Annotated in this window: 9 protein-coding genes and 1 pseudogene; 9 read left to right on the plus strand and 1 reads right to left on the minus strand. The window is 36.3% G+C overall.

Annotated elements, in window-relative coordinates; genetic code table 11:
- Nucleotides 1-22 precede the first annotated feature (22 nt).
- The 5 genes from GJU43_RS21980 (at nt 23) to GJU43_RS22000 (ending at nt 6,227) form a co-directional block, all read left to right on the plus strand.
- Nucleotides 23-1,399, plus strand: coding sequence for a M28 family peptidase (locus tag GJU43_RS21980; protein ID WP_154344011.1), 1,377 nt, complete (start codon nt 23-25; stop codon nt 1,397-1,399).
- Nucleotides 1,400-1,493: 94 nt separating this feature from the next.
- Nucleotides 1,494-3,161 (plus strand): serine hydrolase, encoded by a 1,668-nt coding sequence (locus tag GJU43_RS21985; RefSeq protein WP_154344013.1) that lies wholly within the window; start codon nt 1,494-1,496, stop codon nt 3,159-3,161.
- 394 nt (nt 3,162-3,555) lie between these two features.
- Nucleotides 3,556-4,290 (plus strand): hypothetical protein, encoded by a 735-nt coding sequence (locus GJU43_RS21990; RefSeq protein WP_154344015.1) that lies wholly within the window; start codon nt 3,556-3,558, stop codon nt 4,288-4,290.
- Nucleotides 4,291-4,341: 51 nt separating this feature from the next.
- Nucleotides 4,342-5,214 (plus strand): hypothetical protein, encoded by an 873-nt coding sequence (locus GJU43_RS21995; RefSeq protein ID WP_154344016.1) that lies wholly within the window; start codon nt 4,342-4,344, stop codon nt 5,212-5,214.
- Nucleotides 5,215-5,633: 419 nt separating this feature from the next.
- The gene (locus GJU43_RS22000) at nt 5,634-6,227 is read left to right on the plus strand and encodes an outer membrane beta-barrel protein (protein WP_154344018.1); all 594 of its coding nucleotides are present in this window, start codon (nt 5,634-5,636) and stop codon (nt 6,225-6,227) included.
- A 731-nt stretch (nt 6,228-6,958) separates the two neighbouring features.
- On the opposite strand, the gene GJU43_RS22005 is transcribed toward GJU43_RS22000, so the two are convergent.
- Nucleotides 6,959-7,801 (minus strand): LytTR family DNA-binding domain-containing protein, encoded by an 843-nt coding sequence (locus GJU43_RS22005; RefSeq protein WP_195760085.1) that lies wholly within the window; start codon nt 7,799-7,801, stop codon nt 6,959-6,961.
- Here GJU43_RS22005 and GJU43_RS22010 point away from each other — a divergent pair.
- The 4 genes and pseudogenes from GJU43_RS22010 to GJU43_RS22025 form a co-directional block, all read left to right on the plus strand.
- Nucleotides 7,800-10,658, plus strand: coding sequence for a histidine kinase (locus GJU43_RS22010; RefSeq protein WP_154344022.1), 2,859 nt, complete (start codon nt 7,800-7,802; stop codon nt 10,656-10,658). The two genes, GJU43_RS22005 and GJU43_RS22010, sit on opposite strands and share 2 nt — an antisense overlap.
- A 474-nt stretch (nt 10,659-11,132) precedes the next feature.
- Nucleotides 11,133-12,068, plus strand: a complete 936-nt coding sequence (locus GJU43_RS22015) for a type IX secretion system membrane protein PorP/SprF (RefSeq protein ID WP_154344024.1) — start codon at nt 11,133-11,135, stop codon at nt 12,066-12,068.
- A gap of 9 nt (nt 12,069-12,077) precedes the next feature.
- Nucleotides 12,078-14,045: an OmpA family protein gene (locus GJU43_RS22020; protein ID WP_154344026.1), complete on the plus strand. Its 1,968-nt coding sequence runs from the start codon at nt 12,078-12,080 to the stop codon at nt 14,043-14,045.
- Between the two features lie 461 nt (nt 14,046-14,506).
- A pseudogene (locus tag GJU43_RS22025) lies at nt 14,507-20,115 on the plus strand (hypothetical protein); the annotation flags it as partial.

Raw genomic sequence — 20,115 nt, forward strand, 5'->3', positions numbered from 1 at the left:
TAAAGGCGAAAATAATTTTTAAATGAAAACACATAAAAAAACAATAACATTTTTATTTTTCTTCTCCATCCTTTGGTGCCAGGCCAATAATCCGGCAATAGTCACCAACGTAAAAGGAATTATCGACAAAAAAAATCATAAAGTAAGCATCGTATACGATCTTTCAGATAAAGAAGAGAATCAGATAGAGGTGTGGTTAAAAATTACGGATGAAAACGGTCGTACCTACACTATAAACAAAGATAATGCTCAAGGTGATATTGGCTTTCCTGTAGCGACAGGTAAGAACAGAAGAATTGTATGGACTTATGACAATACCTTTGATCCCGCGAAAAGCACTATAAAGTTAGTCGCAGATGACCGGTATAAAATCGAAATCGAACAGCTCCTCAAAGAAGTAGATACGGTTCGTATGATCAAAGATCTACAATTCATAAATGGCGAGCGCAATAGCAGTACTGACATAGCAGAAAAACACTTGCGAAGCGTCGGTGAGTATCTAAAAAAATCTTTTAAAGACAATGGTTTAAAGGCCTATTATGATACGTTTAGAATTTCCAATTCAGAGCTTAATGAAATGTCTAAAGCTACAACAGGGTCTAACGAAATTGTACCGGCCGGAAATAAAAAACACGATGTAAAAAATGTTGTGGGAAGTATAACGGGGCAGGAGGAAGAAGCCAGAACTTTTATGATATCGGCGCATTACGACTCCTATCCGGGCAGTTTAGGAATGGATGATAATGGTTCGGGTGTAATAGGACTTCTTGAAGTCATGCGGGTCCTTTCGCAATATAACTTTGCTCACAATATCAAATTTATAGCATTTGATAAAGAAGAAGATGGCCTCATAGGAAGTCTTTCGTATGTTTTTGCAGGAGGTCTGAAAAAATCGGAAAAAATCGGCGGCGTCATCAATTTTGATATGATCGGCATCGCTTCTGATCAACCCGGTTCACAGATTGTACCGGAAGGTTTTGATCAGCTGTATCCTGAAGTCTGTAAAGAAGTAGCAAAGAACCAATACAGAGGAGATTTTGTAATCAGTACTTCTAATGAAAACTCCACAAAACTGAGTGAATCTTTTATAAAATCAGGAAGCAGGTATGTAAAAGATTTAAAAATAGTATCACTCCTTGTTGAAGGTAATGGGGAAAGCACACCTTCTTTGGCAGAAAGCGATCATGCCAGTTTTTGGTACAATAAAAATCCGGCCCTGCATATCGGAGAAGGCGGAGCAACCAGAAATCCAAACCTTCATACCAGTAAAGACAGCAGTGGTTATTTAAAATTTAACTATAAATTTATGAGTGATATTGTTAAAACCACCATAGTATTGTTTATGGAACTGGCTGAAGCAGAACATTATACTGAAGCATCTGTCCGTCTATCCCGATAATTTGTCCGTAATCCGGTACATTTACGTATTTACCGTATTTCTTACTAATGAAAATTCATAACTTTCGTTATATATCATTTATAAAAAGAGAACAATGCAAATACTAAAGAATAAGAACAGGATAAGACAGCTTGGCATATTGACTACCATTTTCATGACCACATGCAGCCTGTTCGGACAGACAGCAGCCTTTGTAAAAAGCGATAAAATAACATATCCTGTTCACAAAGCAAACGTTGGCAAAATTGCTTTCATGCGGGAGAATATTCCCATTGAAAAATTTAAGAAGTCTGACTTCCTGACAACCTTTGAATTAAAAGAGAACAGCAATCTTGATATCAGAATTTTTCTTAAAAATTCGCTGACGAATAGTCTTCATTTACTTTCTCCCAAGTCAACGGCTGACGAGCTTACTAAAAATGGCAACTATCAATTTTCATTTTTCGTAGACGGCAAAAAGGTTTATGTTGAGAATCTAAATGCCAATGCAGGAAGTGCGGACAGTAAAAATCAGAAAAAAGTTTTACGCGTTCCGTTAATAAGTGTCGCCAATGAAGATTCATGGGGCAGATTTCTCTGGAATAGATTTCTGGCGAATGGAGGACAGGAAGCATTGACAGACGGAGAACATCATCTAAAAATCGAGATCAGACCTTACCTGAAAACAACAGAAGTACTGGCAGGTAAAATTATTGCCCAGGGCCAGATAAAAATTATAGTTCCAAAAATTATAATAGACGAAAAACGGGTCAAGGTTCAGAATATTGAACTTCTTACCGACTGGCCAGTTTCAACAGAAAAAACAGATCACGTTAAACTCGAAGAACTAAATCGGAAAATCTTAACAAAAGCATATAAAAATGTAACAAGTATTGTCGTTATAAAAGACGGTAAGCTCTTAATTGAAGAGTATTTTAATGAAGAAAACAGAAACACACTTCACGACACACGATCTGTCGGGAAATCATTTGCATCAACGCTTCTGGGAATTGCCATCAAAGACGGTTATATAAAAAGCGAAACACAAACCTTAAAAGATTTTTACAATCTAAAAAGCTTTCAAAACTATTCCCCATCCAAAGATAGTATTACAGTACAAAGTTTACTCACTATGAGTTCCGCTTTTGACGGTTCAGATATGAATCAGGAGTCACCTGGTAATGAAGAAAATATGTATGCTGCAGACAATTGGGTAGATTTCACACTAAACCTGGCTGTTGACAAAACAAAAGCAGCACAGAAACGATGGGATTATTTTACAGCAGGCGTTATAGTACTGGGCGACATTATTCACAAATCCGTTCCAGATGGTTTGGAAAAATATGCCGACGAAAAATTGTTTCATCCATTGGGTATTACAGATTACAAATGGCAGTATACACCTCAAAAAGTCGCTAATACAGCAGGCAGCCTGCAATTACGATCGCTGGACTATGCAAAATATGGACAATTATACAAAAATAAAGGAAGCTGGAATGGCAAACAAATCCTGTCAGAAGACTGGGTAACAAAAAGTTTATCCCACCAAATAAAAATAGGGGATGGTGAATACTACGGGTATCTGTTTTGGAATAAAACCTACAAAGTAAAAGGTGCAGAATATGAAGTGTACTATTCAAGCGGTAATGGCGGGAACAGAATTTTTATTTTCAAAGATAAACCGATCGTAATTGTGATCACTTCAGAAGCCTATAATACGCCTTATGGAGAAAAACAGGTCGATAAAATCATGGAAGAATATTTAATTCCGACCATCTTTTAAAGAACAAAAAAGAAAAAACATAAAGAAATGCAAAGAAGGAGATCTATTAAGGTCTCTTTTTTTTTGGAATAATAGTTTTTACCAAAATGTGAAATGAAGAATATGAGAATGTAAGACTGCGATTTTCACCTTCACGCCAGGTCACTGAGACCGCGACTGGAAACTGCGACAGAGATTTACAGGCTATAACAACCAGTTTTTTCTCAACTGATACCATTTATATCGCGGAACATGATTTCTGTTTAATTGTAGCTTACATTTTGTGCCGGATGAACTTAATTTGTCAGCTTTATCCTTTGAAAAGCAGCAATCAGCCGGCAAGTGAATGCTGATTTAAATGTCATTGGTAGCTGTTTCTTTTATAATAAATTAAATTTTTAAACCTGTTTAAGAAATGAAATTATCTCCATTGTTCTTTTTCCTGCTGCTAACTTTTTTAGCAGTAAAGGTAACTTACGGGCAGACTGTCAAGCCGAAGAAAATTTCGGGAAAAATTTTAATAGAAGATTCGAATGCCATTATTAATAAATCTGTTACCGTTTTAAATAGTTCCACTCACATGACTGCTGCAACCGATGAAAGCGGAATGTTCTCGCTTTTAGCAAAGGAAGGAGATGAATTATTTTTTTCAGCAGTAAATCTGGAACCTGTAGGCCGGGTAGTTACGGCAGAAGATCTTAAAGGAAATTTAATTTTGGTAAAAATGGTCGTAAAAAGTATTGAATTAAAAGAAGTAGCCATAAACAAACACCCGAATATAACCGCAGAAAGTATGGGCATTATTCCCTACGGAACGAAGAAATATACACCGGCAGAACGAAAATTATATACAGCATCTTCCGGAGGGGATGCGCTGCTAAATATGTTTTCCGGACGAGGAAAAATGTTAGAAAAGGAATTAAAGATCGAAGAGAAAGAGCGTCTGTTTTCAAAAATAGAATACCTCTTTGACGATGACTATTATACAGAAAGACTGCACATTCCAAATGAATATATCAGGGACTTTAAAATCTACTGTATCGAAGATGCTCAGTTTGTAAAAACGTTAGAAGCAAAAGACAGGAATGAAATTATGTTTTTAATGACAGATCTGGCACAAAAATACCTAAAGATTATAACGGGGCAGTAACACGCTTTTCTGCTACAAATACTTAAAAAAAGATAAATTCAAGTAATTACCATGATAAGATTAGTAAACAAATTAAAACCACTGCTTTGTATCATCATTTTCAGCAACAGTATTTTTGTTGTTGGCCAAAGCACAAAAAAGGCAGAGGACACCATTTTTATGATCAATGGAGAAAAAAAAGAAGGAACCATACTTTCCTTAAAAGGCAATACGGTTAAATTCGTATATACAGGAGAAGACCTTGAATATGAATTGGAAAAAGCAGATATTAATAAAATTGTTTTTGCTTCCGGAAGAACAGAAATCATAAATTATTTCGGCAAGCCCGAACCCGATACCCGGCAATCATTACCTGCTGATCGCAAAGGAAAAATAGCGGTTCTTCCTTTTGAATTGATATCGAATGACCCAAGCCTTGATTCATATTTATTAGGCGAACAGCTGCAGGCAGAAACCTACCTTTCCATAAAAAAATATACCAGCGGACTGGAATTGCAGGATCCTATAACCACAAATAACTTACTGGCGAAGCACAAACTTCCCTATTCCAGTTTAAAAGCGATCAGTCCAAAGGAAATGGCAGAATTACTGGCTGTTGAAATTGTGGTGTACGGAACAGCCAATATCAGAAATTCAGGAGCTTCCACGCAGCAGAATGGTTTTGTAACCCAGAATGTCATGGCAGCAAAGAAGAAAGACGGAAAGAAAGAAAATGCGAATGCATATGCTAAGGAATACAGTTCAAACAGTACGACAACAATCATCAATTATGATACTAAAATCATTTTAAATCTTTTTAATGATAAGGGAATGAATATATATGCAGTATCCAGGAATTCTTTTGGAAGTGATGTGGATTCCTATCTGGCAACAATCAATTATCTGATAAAGCGCTGTCCGTATGGATCAAAAGCAAAGCGCTGAATTATATAAATTAAGAGTACTAAAAAAACGTTCCCTCGGGACGTTTTTTTTATTTACATGCTGTATTTTAAATACATCAGTTTTTTTAATCGTATAAATAATGAAGGTCAGTAACGATACTTTGGAAAAAGTGTTTCAGACGCAGGAAATATTATTGGACTATGCTAATGAATGTAAATACGGGTAACGCATCATGGTGCGCAGAATAATTAATTTACAGCGTTCCTGTTTTACCACTTATTGCGCTGATATCTCCAGTTATTGCATAGCCGGGCAAACAGTTTAAACACGATAAATTAATTCATAGTACAAACATAATTTTGCGGAAGTAAGTTTATCGCCAGATTAAATGATGCATCATTTTAGTACTTATCAGGTATCTAAACTTCAATATGTTTAATTTTTAATATTTGTAAATTATGAAAAAAGTTATTGTCTTATCAGTACTATTGTTGTGCGCAACGATTGCAAAAGCTCAGGATACAGAAAAAAATGAAATAAGAATTGGTTACAGTGATGCAACATTCATTAAGCTTGGGGATGGTTTTGCTGATGCATTCAGTACTGCAATTGCTTCAGGTATTAGTGGGGTTAAATATAAAGACGCCAAAAATAAGACCGTGGGGATGTTTGAATTGGGGTATCGCTATGCGATTAATGAGCGTCTGAAAGTAGGAGCAGATATTAGTTATCTAAAATCAGAGGATACGTTTCAGACAAAGACTCCAAATGCCAGGAGCGTTACTCGAAATACGAATTACATCATGGGGTTAGTAACAGGGGAATTTAGCTATATCAGGACTCCGCTGCTTAATTTTTACGGTTCAGGAGGTTTGGGGGTATTATCAGGCTCCACAAAAGAAAAAGGAGGTTCTTATTCCAGTAATGAAGTTGGTTTCGCTTATCAAATCAATCCGGTTGGTCTGAGAGTAGGTAAAAAGTTTGGCGGATTTATTGAACTTGGATACGGCTATAAAGGTATTGCAACAGCCGGGCTTAATTATAAATTTTAGATACTGGCAATATCTTTATTTCAGGAACTGAATTGTAATTAATGCAATGAATGAGGAGCTTTATGCTCCTCATTTTTTTTACCCAAAAAACGGAATGTTTTAAAACGAAGTCATTAACGCGTGTTAATTTTACTTTCTATTTTAGAATTCTTTTTACACTCTAACGCTTATTTAAAAGTAAATACGTTTGCTGCCAGAAAATAAATTCTCTTTTGTGACTAAGCTCCTCAGATTGTTACAGAGGCTTCACTACCAATTTTTGTTTCAACCTGCCTTTTGTTTCATAAATGCGCCACTTATTTAAAATGCATAAAAAATGTAAAACTGAGGTGCTAAGTTTGTAATGAAAAATTAAATATTTCACTTTTTTAATCGATGAAGATTATGATTTCAATGAACAGCTTTTACAGATTAAATTTAATAAAAATTGGAATAGCTGATGAAAATGATTTTCATTGATACGAATTTTTAAATGTTTTTTGGAGTTTTTTAAAATGGTGCAGGTAGGGTTTTTTACTTATACAACTTGCATTTTGCTTTTCCTTTTTAATAGGTGATAGGAAAAGAATTGTACAGGGGTGGGTAGTGCTGTTGCATAAACAGCATTCCCTGTACAAATTTTTTATAACAGAAATTAGAGCCTTGTTTTTTTAGCAAAAAATAGAGATTTAATACTTGATATTCATTAATATAGAGTGCTTCAGCTATTTATGGTTTTACAATACAAACTCTTATATATTGAGCACTTTCTTTAAATCTTCTATTCTTCTTCTTGCTATTGGTAACATGGCGCCATTTGACATTTCACAGTAATATCCCTGCTTTTTATTAATTTTGATGACGTGATTTAAATTGACGATGTAAGAATGATGGATTCTTAAAAATGTAGCAGTACTAAGAACAGCTGTATATTCACCTAAATTTTTACTGGATACATGTTCTACATTGTTCTCAAGAAAAAAGGTAGTATATCTTCCATCAGATTTGCAGAAGATAATAGTGTCCTTTTTCATTAAGACCATTTTGTCCAGAGAGTTGATCGTCAGATAATTGCTGTCTGAAATTGAGGATGTTTCATCAGGCTGGTTTTCAGGAATTTTATTTTCCTGTTTTAAGAATTGGTTAAATTGCTTTTTTTCAGCAAGTTTCATAATGACCTTATTAGTAGCAAGCACGATGTCTTCAATATTAATAGGTTTTAAAATATAATCAATGGCATTGTACTTAAATGCTTTAAGTGCATAATCACTGTAAGCGGTTACAAATATGATTTCAATTTCTGAAAAATCTATGGCATCTAAGATTTCAAAGGCATTCTTTTCATGAAGCTGAATATCCAGATAGATAACCTGAGGAGATAATTTATTAATTAAGGCTATAGAATCCTCAACATTATTGGCCTGGCCAACAATAGTAATTAAAGGACAAAATTTAGTCAAAAAGAATTTTAATAACTCTAAATTTTGAAAATCATCATCAACTAATATTGCATTGATTTTAGATATCATATCTTTATAATGGCTTAATTTATAATCTGTTGTTAAATTTATAAAATTACAAAAAAACAGCGACATGAAACAAATTTTAATAGTCTTAATTTTATTAATTAGCAGCAGTATTGTTGCACAATATCGCAACAAATTTGACATTATTGATTCAAGAAACGGCTTAACCTCAGACTACGTTTATGATATAAAAGAAGGATTACGTCATAATATCTGGATAGCCACCGATAACGGTGTTACACGCTTCAATGGAACAGTATTTAAAAATTTCTCCATAGAAAACGGACTATACTCCAATAATATATTTTCCATTCAGATAGATTCTCAAAACAGAGTTTGGGCATGCGACTACAATTACGGACTTAACTACATAAAAAACAGTAAAGTATATTATATCAAAAAAGCGCAGAAAATTCCTGGTCTCGTCTTTTGCTTTGAGAAAAAAGGTACGGTATACTTTAGTTCCCTTTCAAATGGTACATGTTATTTGCTAACTCCCGGAAATTCCTTTCTGAACTATACCGTCAAAAAGAGTGATATTGATTCGCTGCACTTTGATAAAACCAATAAGGTTTTTACGGGCTATGACCGACTTTTTAAAAGTCATTTTGTTATCGATAGCAAAAAGCAGTTTACACTTAAACCATTTTATGATCCCGGTGCCAAAGAAATGTCTTTACGCGATTATGGTTTGTTTACCCAGGCGGATAAAATAGCAGGCAACAATAAAAATGCAGTAAAAAGTGCGTATTACAGTAAACTGGATTTTCTGATTGATGATTTAAAACGAATCACACCTTTTTATAAAAGTGAGGATACACTTGTGGCCGCTGATAAAGAAAGAAACGACAGAAATTTCAAAAATATAGCGGATTTAATTCAGATAAAAGGAGAGAAATTTAAGTCCGTTTTTGTTGATTCCAATAAAAATCTGTGGCTTATCGATGATAAAAACAAACTGTATTACATTAAATACAGCAGCCTGGAAATTCAGAATAAGTTAAATAGCAGTTTATTTGGTTCAAACGACATTTTTATAAATAAAAGCCGTCTGGTAAAGAACAAATTATTTTTTATCACCAATACGAACTTATTTGGATTTTTGGATTTAGAAACCTACCAGGTAAAAAGCATTCGTCAATTTGACGAAAAGCTCTTCAATTTATTTTATTTTAATGATGGCATTTGTCTAATTTCCAGCAAAGGGAAATACATTTATAATGATGAAATAAAAGATTTTCGTTTTTCTGCGGTCTCTTCATTACCAAACCTGGAAAAAACATTTTTAAATATTGATAATACTTTGTTTGCGGTAGATAAAAATACCATTAAAAGCGAAAAGGAAGAAAAAATCTCTTTTGATTTTACCAATGTTCGTTTTAATCATTTTTGTGTAAAAAATAATTTAGCAGTATTTTCCAATGAGGAAATGATCGCTTCATACGATCTGAAAACAAAAAAAGTAAACAAAACCTTTTCAATAAAACAGGCTGATTTTATTAGAAAATTTAAGGAAGGTATTATTGTTGGCACAGGTGCCAGAATGGTTTATTTTTTAGACAATCAATTGAAAATAAAGCAGAGAATACGACTTAAAAATAATTGTTATTTCATTCAGTATAATGATAATAAAGTCTATTTCGCCTCTTACAAGGACATTACGATTTATGAAAAAAAGAAAGATAAATGGACTTTTTTAAATAATATAAATTTTGAAGAAGGCGTTTTACGCGGTAAAATTTCAGATTTTATTTTTGAGAAAGACAAAGTAATTGTCCTTACGGATAATGGTATTTCAGTATTGAAAAACAGTTATCTCTATAAGATGCCTAAAGCACAAATTCAGGTTATTGATTTTATAGTAAAAGAAAAATCGATATTGAATGTTGCTGATAAAATTATTGATCAGGGCAAATACGATAATATTCTGATAAGAACTTCACTGCGGACATTTGGCAACAGGGACTGTTTTGAAGTATTTTACAGATTGATAAAAAATAAAAACTATGGTGATACTTCCTGGAAAAAGTTAAGCAACCGAAACGTTTTCTTTGATGATTTGCCGCACGGAGACTACCTTTTTGAAGTGTGTTCCCGAAATTTAAAAGATTCCACTATTAAATCATTTGACAAGGTCAGTTTCGTTATTAAGCCTTATTTTTGGGAAACAAGGGCGTTTTTTACAGCAGTAGTACTATTGTATTTAGTATTAGTTTTTATCTTTCTCCGCTACTTTAAAAGGAGAATGAATAAAAGGGAAAAACTAAAATTAGAGCTTATTACGCTGGAACTGAAATCACTGAAAAATCAAATGAAACCGCATTTTTTATTCAATGCACTCAACAATTTGCAGGCGCTTTTATTTACAAAAGGGGTAGAAGAAGCCAATTTCTTCCTCATCAAATTCTCCAGACTAATGCGGTCTACTCTGGAAGTAACCCGGGATAAAATCATTTCGCTCGAAGAAGAAATTAACTATATAAAAACATACCTGGAATTTGAACAGATCAGAAGCAATAATGAATTGTTCGTCACCTATAAAATAGACGAAACACTGGATCTGAAAAGGATTGAAATCCCGGTAATGGTAGTACAAACCATTATTGAAAACGCCATCCTGCATGGCTTAAATCCAAGCAGGAACAAAAAAGAGCTGTTAATCGAAATGTACCAGCAAAACAATACCCTTAACATTATCATTGAAGATAACGGGGTTGGCAGAAGCAAATCAGGAAATGAACAAAACGATGTTCACAAGTCTGTTGCGTCACTAATTATTGAAGAAAGATTCAGAATTTTAAGCAAGCTCAGAAAAAAAAGCCACCGTTTGCAAATAATTGATTTGGAAAAAGACGGCAAACCCTGTGGTACACGAGTAATCATCACAATACCGGTTTATTATTTAGATGCTGCCAGCCCTGAATAATAGTTTCTACAAACCGGACAGGTTTTTTAACCTGTCCGGTTTGTTTTTAACCGATACTACTAAAAAACAGGACCTGAAATCTGCGCTCCAACAAGCCCGACAGGTTCTAAAAAACTGCCGGGTTTACTAATACTACCTCTCTCTATCCCGTTAATCGTCTCGTTTACAACCTTTATTGACCACTTATTTCATTAAGGAACCGTTTGTTACAAGTACCCCCTTTTGTTAATGGGGCTGTACTACTTTTGCCCTAATTCTAAGAAAACAGGTCATTTATTGGAAGGACATAAAAAGCAGCACACTTTTTCAGGATTGATTTTTTGAAATAAGGTGTGTTTTTTTGAAAGTCACTGCGTTTTCTAAACAGATTGCAGCTAAAACAAATAAATAAGGACAGATCGAAACTAAACGATTGCATGGAATAGTAGACCTGTTGCATTTCACTTCATTTAATATCACAAAAAAAAACAAATCATGTTACTTTACACACAGTTAAAAAAAATTGCAGGCATTTTAGTCATAGGGTTTTTACTGAGCGGGCTTAATGCTGCTGCCCAGCAAAACTCTCAGTATACACAATATATGTACAATACGGCAGTACTAAATCCCGCTTATGCAGGAAGCCGGGAAGTATTGAGTATAACGGGTTTATACAGAACACAATGGGTAGGACTGGAAGGCGCTCCCAAAACAATGACTTTTGCGGTAAACAGTCCCGTATCCGATCAGATGGGTCTGGGACTTTCCGTAATCAATAACAATATTGGACCTTCCATTGAAACCTCCGTTTCAGCCGATATGTCTTACAATGTGAGATTGAATTACGATTACAGACTTTTTTTCGGTCTTAAAGCAAGTGCTGATGTATTGAATATTGATTATACAAAACTAACACAGTATGATGCCAATGATCCCCGCTATCAGTATAATGGTAACAGCGAATTTTCACCTAATATAGGGGCAGGTATCTATCTTAAATCAGAGAATACCTATGTCGGAATTTCGGTTCCCAGGCTGTTGGAAACCAAAGGATACAATGCGGATAAACAATCTGTAGTAGAGCGCAGAATGCAGTATTACCTCATGGCAGGTCATGTTTTTGATCTGTCTTATAATCTCAAATTTAAACCGGCGATCCTGACTGATTTTGTTTCGGGTAGTCCATTGCAGGTCAATGTATCCGCTAACTTCCTGTTTTACGAAAAACTGACTTTAGGAGTCTCCTACAGATGGGATGCAGCGGTTAGTGCATTGGCGGGATTTCAAATTACACCCGGATTATTTGCCGGTTATGCCTACGATGCCGATACGACCAACTTAGGTAACTACAATTCCGGTTCGCATGAAATTTTTCTGCGATTTGAGTTATCTAAAAAAATCAATAAAGTTTTTTCACCAAGATTCTTTTAAAATAGTATAATGAAAACAAGAACATTCCTTTTGTTATTTTTGAGCGCAACATTTTTTGCTTTTTCACAGGAAAGTAAAATAAGGAAAGCCAATGAAAAATACGATAACTTAGCCTATATAGATGCGATTGAAATTTATAAAAAAGTAGCTGAAAGAGGTTATAAATCGAAAGAATTATTTCAGAAATTAGGCAACTCCTATTATTTCAACGGTCAGTTGCCCGAGGCGAACAAGTGGTACACGCAATTGTTTAAAATGAATACCAAAAAGGCGGATAATTTTGTCAATCCCGAATATTATTACAGATACTCCCAAACTTTAAAATCGGCCGGAAACCAGGAGAAAGCAGACGAGTATTTGAATTTATTTGCGAAGCAGTCAGAGAACGAGATCAGGGCAAAATTGTATATCAATAATAAAGATTATTTAGAGGAAATTAAGATGAATTCCGGCAGGTATACGTTACAGCATACCGGAATCAATACAATGTATTCGGAATATGGTGCCGCTTTTTTTAAAAATAACTTTGTTTTTGCTTCTTCGAGAATAAACTTCAAAGGCGCAAAAAAACGAAACAAGTGGGACAATCAGGCCTATACTAATTTATTGGTTTCCAAAGTGGGCAAAGACGGCACCCTGGGAGAACCGCAATTGTTTTCTAAAAAACTGAGTTCTAAATTTAATGAATCCACTCCGGTATTTACCAAAGACGGCAAGACGGTGTATTTTACCCGTAACAATTATTTAAATGGAAAGATAAGGAAGAGTAGTGATGATGTGATTCTCCTTAAAATTTACAAAGCAAGCTACAGAAACGGAGAATGGCAGGACATTAAAGAACTTCCTTTTAACAGTAATGAGTACAGCGTCGCGCATCCGGCATTGAGTCCTGATGAGAAGACCTTATATTTTGCTTCGAATATGCCCGGAACATTAGGCCAGTCTGATTTGTTTAAAGTGAAAATTTATCAGGATGACAGTTATTCAAAACCGGAGAACTTAGGACCGGAAATTAACACGGAAGAACGTGAAACTTTCCCGTTCGTATCAGAAGACAATAAATTGTACTTTTCTTCCAGCGGACAATTAGGATTAGGAGGACTGGATATTTATGTATCTCAGATTAATCCGGACGGTTCGCTCTCCAGAATAGTAAATCTTGGAGAACCCGTAAACAGTTCCTTCGATGATTTTTGTTATTACGTTAATCCAAAATCGAATAAAGGTTTTTTCTCTTCCAACCGCAACATGGGACTTGGCTTCGATGATATTTATAAGTTCACCGAAGACAAACCTTTACAAACAGATTCTAATAAAACGATTGATCTAAACCTGATCGATAAAGAAACAAATTACCCAATTCCGAATGCTGCAATTTCCCTGTTTGATGAAAAGATGAATCTGGTAGCCAAAGTGGTTACAAACGACTTGGGATCCTGTAAATTAGATCAGTTAAAAGCGGGCAAAACCTACTATATCAGGGCCGAAAGCGAAGATTTCGAAACGATCGAAAAAAGCTTTTTCACCAATTTTGGTATCGAAAAGAAACCTTTTATCTTGCCCATGGGCCAAAAAATGCGAAAATTGGAGGTGGGCGTCGATCTGGCAAAACTATTAAATTTCAGTGATATTTATTTCGATGTAGATAAAGCTGCTATTAGGGAAGATGCGGTCCCTGAACTGGCCAAAGTGGCGGAGTTTATGAAATTAAAACCAAATATTATCATCGATGTCAGGGCACATACCGACAGTCGGCAGAGTGCTGCTTACAACCTTAAACTTTCTAATTTAAGAGCCCAGTCGACCGTAGACTGGCTGGTAAAAGAAGGCGGAATTGATCGCGAAAGACTATCAGGCCGGGGTTACGGAGAAATGATGATCTTAAACAAATGTGTTGATGGCATAAGTTGTACAGAAGAAGAACATGCCATTAACAGAAGAAGCGAGTTTATAATCGTAGGGTTTATAAAGAAATAACACTATCATATAACGGTATTTAACCGCAAAGACCGCTATCCCGATAGCTATCAGATACACAAAGTTTAATTTTAAGCTTTGCTCCCGATAGCTATCGGGATTGCGTTTTTACCCTTGCGGACTTTGCGGTTAAGTGTGGTTAAATCCAGCCCGATAATTACTACGGTTTTATGTACGAATAATATTATTTTTGTTTTCACCCGGTTTTCCTGTTGCGATTTTGTCTTTACCGCTAAAAACTTTCAGTAACCACTTATTACGTCGTTATGCCACTTATAACGAATGGAACTTTACACAGGGCACAGTAATCTAATTTTGCAAAAAATTCCAGCCTGCAATAACATCTTTGAGAGCGATTAACATTTAGAAATATAAATATACTTCTAATATATTTTTTTAAAATTTAATAACGCTTCGCTTTGCAAAAAACAAAACTGGAAGGAAATGTAAAAACAAAAAAAATGAAATTACTGAGAGTACTAACAGGAATCCTTTTTTTATGCCATCTGGCAGTTCATGCCCAAACTACTATCACCGCTACCGCTACTCCGGCAGCCTGCGTAGGAGACGGTATTATTGATATTACCATTACAAATGTAACAGCGCCCATTACGTACGCCGTGGCAAAACTCCCTTACGACGAAACGAAAGTAATCAGATCTGTTAATCCGCATATTACAAATCTGGAAACAGGTGATTATTATTATGGTTACTATGATGGAACTACATTTATTAAGGCAGCTACGCCTATAAATATCAAAAGTACCTATGTAGAAACTCCGCTGCTTATCGATTCTTTTTATGGAAGGAATTATCTTTATTGCGGTACAGATCAAAATCCTTTGGGAAAAGTCTTTGTTGGGGCCTCAGGAGGAAATGCACCTTATGTGGCAACGTTGCTAAATGCTTCTGATGGGAGCGAAATACAAAACATAACAGTAATGTCCTCTGCCATTACGGGAGAATTTGCAGGGGTGCTGCCCGGTACTTATAAATTAAAAATTACAGACAGGTGTAATACCACCGTTTATAGTCTTACAACAGTAAATATTGCTCCAAATGAAATACTGACTGATTTTTCTTTATCGTCTCCTTTTTTGGGGGCGAGTATAATCTATAATACTCCGGATGATATTTGTTCAGGCATCAAAAGTGCTTCTGTTGACAGCAGACGTATTACAGCTTCTATTACGAGTGGAATTATTAATAATAATAAGTATTTTTGGGGAGAACCTGCTTTTATTTATAAAGTGGAGATTCAAAACGGTGCCTTATGGGACGTATATGATAATTTAACAAGGATTGCAGACAGCTACCCCTTGCCTTCTGATCGTTCAAAATGGGGATTGGTTCGCTATACAGCGACATTTTGTGGAATCTCAAAAACAGTTACACTGGATTATGGGGCATCTAATCTTGAAAAAACAACACCTTTCAGATGGGGAAGTTTTATATTTTCTGATGATCCTGCGGCTTATACAGGCTGTAATGCGGGTACAGGTAAAGTTCAAATGCGGACTAGTGCTCAGGGAGGATGTAGGCCGTATACACTAGAAGTTACTGATCATGCAGCCAACAGTAAAACGACTTCTATCGTTGGTCAGGATAATTGGCCTTTATTTGATATTGGTAAAACATACAGTTTTAAGCTTACGGATAAAACGGGTGCTGAAGTAGCGGATTATTCTTTTTCTAATTGGACTTCGAATAGTATCACTCCAAAGCCCTCTCTGGGTGGTCCCAATAATATATTTATAGATCCGTTCTATTTTTCTCCGGAGGATCCCAATGTACGAAATAGTGTGGTTTTTTATAAAAGCACAAGTACGCAGAATTTTGGTAAATCGGCCCTGGTAATGAAAGCTCCTGAGGGAGCGAGAGGATTACTGGGAAAAGTTACAGTTAGCCTTATAAGTGGACCCTCGCCATTGGCATTTGAAAAAGTTAGCGGTTACATTGGCACGTACAGGTTAGGAAATAACTTAACACCCGGTGCCTATAAAATTAGAGTTCAGGATTCCGGTTGTTTTGATGAAATTTTTGATGTTGTCCTGAGTGATTATCTGACCTCTGCTGAAATTACTAATGTTTCGTATACCCCCTCTTTGGTGACTTGTGAACGTTATATAAAAAAGGTGGATGTAAAGGTTTCTTATGTAGGGAATGGAACTATAAATGATGAATGCTTACGTGCCTATGGTACTTCTTATATTTATCCCGGAATAATCAAGGGACCTGTATATGGGCTGAGTTATAATGCGGGTTACAATGCTAATTATTTAAGAGGAGGAACTTATAGCTTTACATTTCCGGAGCAGGTATCCGGAAATTATGAGATCGGGCTATCAAAAACATCGATCGGTAACAGGTTTCTTACGGCAAGTGATTTGTTTGAAAATACAAAGACTGCTTCTTTAGATGTACTTTCTAATTTTCCTTCCTTTGATTTGTCTCAATCCGGAGGAATTGTTTGTTCCGGAAAAACTACCGGAGATTTGTATGCTAAAGTAGATAAAGTAGATGCAACAGCCCTTTATTTTATCAAAAAAGAGACAGATGCTGATTATCCTGCCACAGGACAGGCAACTGCTGTATTTAAAGATTTGCCTGCTGGTAATTATGAGGTAAAAGTAAAAACTGCCTGTTATGAGGTAGTGCAGCCCTTAATTTTAAGATTTCCACCATCGCCACTGATCGCCGGAGGCAAGACTTCCTATTGCAAAGGGGAGAATTTACGATTAGGAATTAATCCAATGGGGCCTCTGCAATGGATAAAGTGGACGATACCAAATGGAACCGTTTATAATACTACAAATTTAGCATTAGATAATTTAACGGTAGCAGATAGTGGTACATACAAAGTAGAAATGACATCTTTAGGAGGCTGTTATTTTACAGGGTCAACCAACATAACAGTCTATGATCCGCAAACCCCGACAGGGCCGGCGTCGCAGGAATTTTGTAAATCAGAAAATGCTAAAGTATCCAATCTGGTTACAGCAGAAACAGGCGTGACGTGGTATGATGCTGCAACAGATGGAACAGTAGTTCCTTCAACCACAGTTTTGGAAAATAATAAAATCTATTACGGTTCTTTAAAAACGGGAACTTGTGAGAGTCCAGCCAGATTTGCGGTAACCGTAAAGGTTAATGATCCGAAAACCCCAACAGGAGAGGAGAATCAGCAATTTTGCCAGGGTAATAATCCAAAAGTTTCAGACTTAAGAACAACTGAATCAGGAGTTATATGGTACGATAGTAATGGAAATATAGTAGCACCAACAACAGCTCTTGAAAATAAAATTTATTGGGGTGCCCTAAAGGTGGGTACTTGTGAGAGCCAAAGATTGAGGGTAAATGTAAATATCTCGAATTCGCAGACCCCAACAGGTTCTGCCGGTCAGGAATTCTGCAAAGTAAATAATCCAAAGATTTCAGATTTAGTTACAAAAGAAGGAATATTTAAACAGTTAAATCCGTTAACCGGAAAAATGGAGTCCGTTGTGAGATGGTATGATGCTGCAACAGTAGGAAATGAATTAACACCAGATACTGCTTTAAAGAATGGAACGGTTTATTACGGTGTTTCCAGAATTTATTCTGGATCTCCCAATAATTGGTTAGCGTGTGATAGTCCAGTTAGATTTGCGGTAACAGTGACTATCAGTGATCCAAAAACACCAACGGGTGCAACCACACAGGAATTCTGTAAAGTGGATAACAAAACGATAGCTGATTTGGCAACGAACGAAAGTGATGTGACGTGGTATGATGCTGCTGATGGAACGACAGTAGTTCCGTTAACGACAGTTTTGGAAAACAATAAAGTGTATTACGGTTCGCTAAAAGTGGGAACTTGTGAAAGTCCAACACGTTTGGCGGTAACAGTAACTTTAAGTGATCCTCAAACACCAACAACTGCACATACTACACAGGAGTTCTGTAAAATAGATAACAAAACGGTAGCTGATTTGGCAACGAACGAAAGTGATGTGACTTGGTATGATGCTGCTGATGGAACAACAGTAGTTCCCTTAACGACAGTTTTGGAAAACAATAAAGTGTATTACGGTTCACTAAAAGTAGGAACCTGCGAAAGCCCAACCCGTTTGGCCGTTACGGTAACTTTAAGTGACCCGCAAACGCCAACAGGATCAACCACGCAGGAATTCTGTAAAGTAGACAATAAAACGATAGCTGATTTAGCAACAACAGAATCAGGTGTGACCTGGTATGATGCTGCGAAAGAAGGAAATGCAATTCTGCCAACAACAGTTCTGGAAAATAATAAAGTGTATTACGGTTCGCTAAAAGCAGGAACCTGCGAAAGTCCAACCCGATTGGCGGTAACGGTAAAATTACATGATCCGCAAACCCCAACAGGAGCAACTACACAGGAATTCTGTAAAGTAGACAATAAAACGATAGCTGATTTGAAAACTACGGAAACAGGCGTGATGTGGTATGATGATGCAACAGGTATAAACGCAATTTCTTCTACGACATTACTAGAAAACAACAAGACATATTATGGTACGCTAAAGGAAGGAAGCTGTGAGAGTCCAACACGATTGGCCGTAACGGTAACTTTAAGTGATCCTCAAACGCCAACGGGTGCAGCCACACAGGAATTCTGTAAAGTGGATAATAAAACGGTGACTGATTTGAAAACTGCTGAATCGGGTGTGACGTGGTATGATGATGCGACAGGAGTAAACGCAATTCCTTCCACAACCCTTTTGGAAAATAATAAAGTGTATTACGGTTCGCTAAAAGCAGGAACCTGCGAAAGCCCAACCCGTTTGGCCGTTACGGTAACTTTAAGTGACCCGAAAACCCCAACCGGAGCGACAACACAGGAATTTTGTAAAGTAGATAATAATACTGTTGCTGATTTGGTAACTATAGAAAAAGACGTAACATGGTATGATACTGCTACAAAAGGAAATGTAATCCCAGTGACTACAGCTTTAGCCAACGGAACAACTTATTATGGTTCTCTGAAAGCAGGAACATGTGAAAGTCCTGTAAGGTTAGCGGTAACGGTAACCCTCAATGATCCTAAAGTACCAACGGGAATTTCGGGACAAATGTTTTGTAAAGAAAATAACCCTACAGTAGGTGATTTGAAGACTAACGAAACAGGGGTAACCTGGTACGATAAACCAGACTCATTTATAGGACGAATGGCTTTGCCAGCCACACAAGCACTTGAAAATAATAAAATATATTATGGTACTTTAAAATTAGGAATATGTGAAAGCAGAAGTTTGCCCGTAACAGTAGAAATCGTTGATGCTCCGATAGCTCCAACAGGAGATTCAAATCAGCAATTCTGTAAAGCCAATAATAATTATGTTAGTGATTTAGTAACTTCCGAAAAGAATAATGTAACCTGGTATGACGCTGCGACAGCAGGAAATGTTATTCCGGGAAATACAGTACTTGAAAACAACAAAACCTATTATGCTGCTTCAAGAGCCTTACGACTAATAAGTTGCGAAAGTACAACACGATTGGCGGTAACCGTAACGATTAATGATCCTCAAACACCAACGGGAGCAACAGCACAGGAATTTTGTAAAGTGGATAATAAAACTGTGGCTGATTTGAAAACAACAGAATCAGGTGTGACGTGGTACGATGATGCGTCAGGAGTAAACGTAATTCCTTCCACAACCCTTTTGGAAAATAATAAAGTGTATTACGGTTCGCTAAAGGTAGGAACCTGCGAGAGCCCAACACGTTTGGCGGTAACGGTTACGTTAAGTGACCCGCAAACCCCAACGGGAGCAACCACACAGGAATTCTGTAAAGTGGATAATAAAACAGTAGCTGATTTGGCAACAACAGAATCAGGTGTGACGTGGTATGATGATGCAACAGGTATAAACGCAATTTCTTCTACGGCATTTCTTGAAAACAATAAAGTATATTACGGATCCTTAAAAGTAGGTACTTGCGAAAGCCCAACAAGACTAGCGGTAACAGTTACGTTAAGTGACCCGCAAACACCAACAGGAGCAACCACGCAGGAATTCTGTAAAGTGGATAATAAAACAGTAGCTGA

It is taken from the genome of Flavobacterium sp. LC2016-23 (assembly GCF_009674775.1).
Classification (GTDB): domain Bacteria; phylum Bacteroidota; class Bacteroidia; order Flavobacteriales; family Flavobacteriaceae; genus Flavobacterium.

Coding starts and splice junctions, on each gene's coding strand:
- GJU43_RS21980 (WP_154344011.1), top strand. CDS start 23: ATGAAAACACATAAAAAAACAATAACATTTTTATTTTTCTTCTCCATC.
- GJU43_RS22005 (WP_195760085.1), bottom strand. CDS start 7,801: ATGTCGCTGTTTTTTTGTAATTTTATAAATTTAACAACAGATTATAAA.
- GJU43_RS22020 (WP_154344026.1), top strand. CDS start 12,078: ATGAAAACAAGAACATTCCTTTTGTTATTTTTGAGCGCAACATTTTTT.
- GJU43_RS22010 (WP_154344022.1), top strand. CDS start 7,800: ATGAAACAAATTTTAATAGTCTTAATTTTATTAATTAGCAGCAGTATT.
- GJU43_RS21985 (WP_154344013.1), top strand. CDS start 1,494: ATGCAAATACTAAAGAATAAGAACAGGATAAGACAGCTTGGCATATTG.
- GJU43_RS22015 (WP_154344024.1), top strand. CDS start 11,133: ATGTTACTTTACACACAGTTAAAAAAAATTGCAGGCATTTTAGTCATA.
- GJU43_RS22000 (WP_154344018.1), top strand. CDS start 5,634: ATGAAAAAAGTTATTGTCTTATCAGTACTATTGTTGTGCGCAACGATT.
- GJU43_RS21990 (WP_154344015.1), top strand. CDS start 3,556: ATGAAATTATCTCCATTGTTCTTTTTCCTGCTGCTAACTTTTTTAGCA.
- GJU43_RS21995 (WP_154344016.1), top strand. CDS start 4,342: ATGATAAGATTAGTAAACAAATTAAAACCACTGCTTTGTATCATCATT.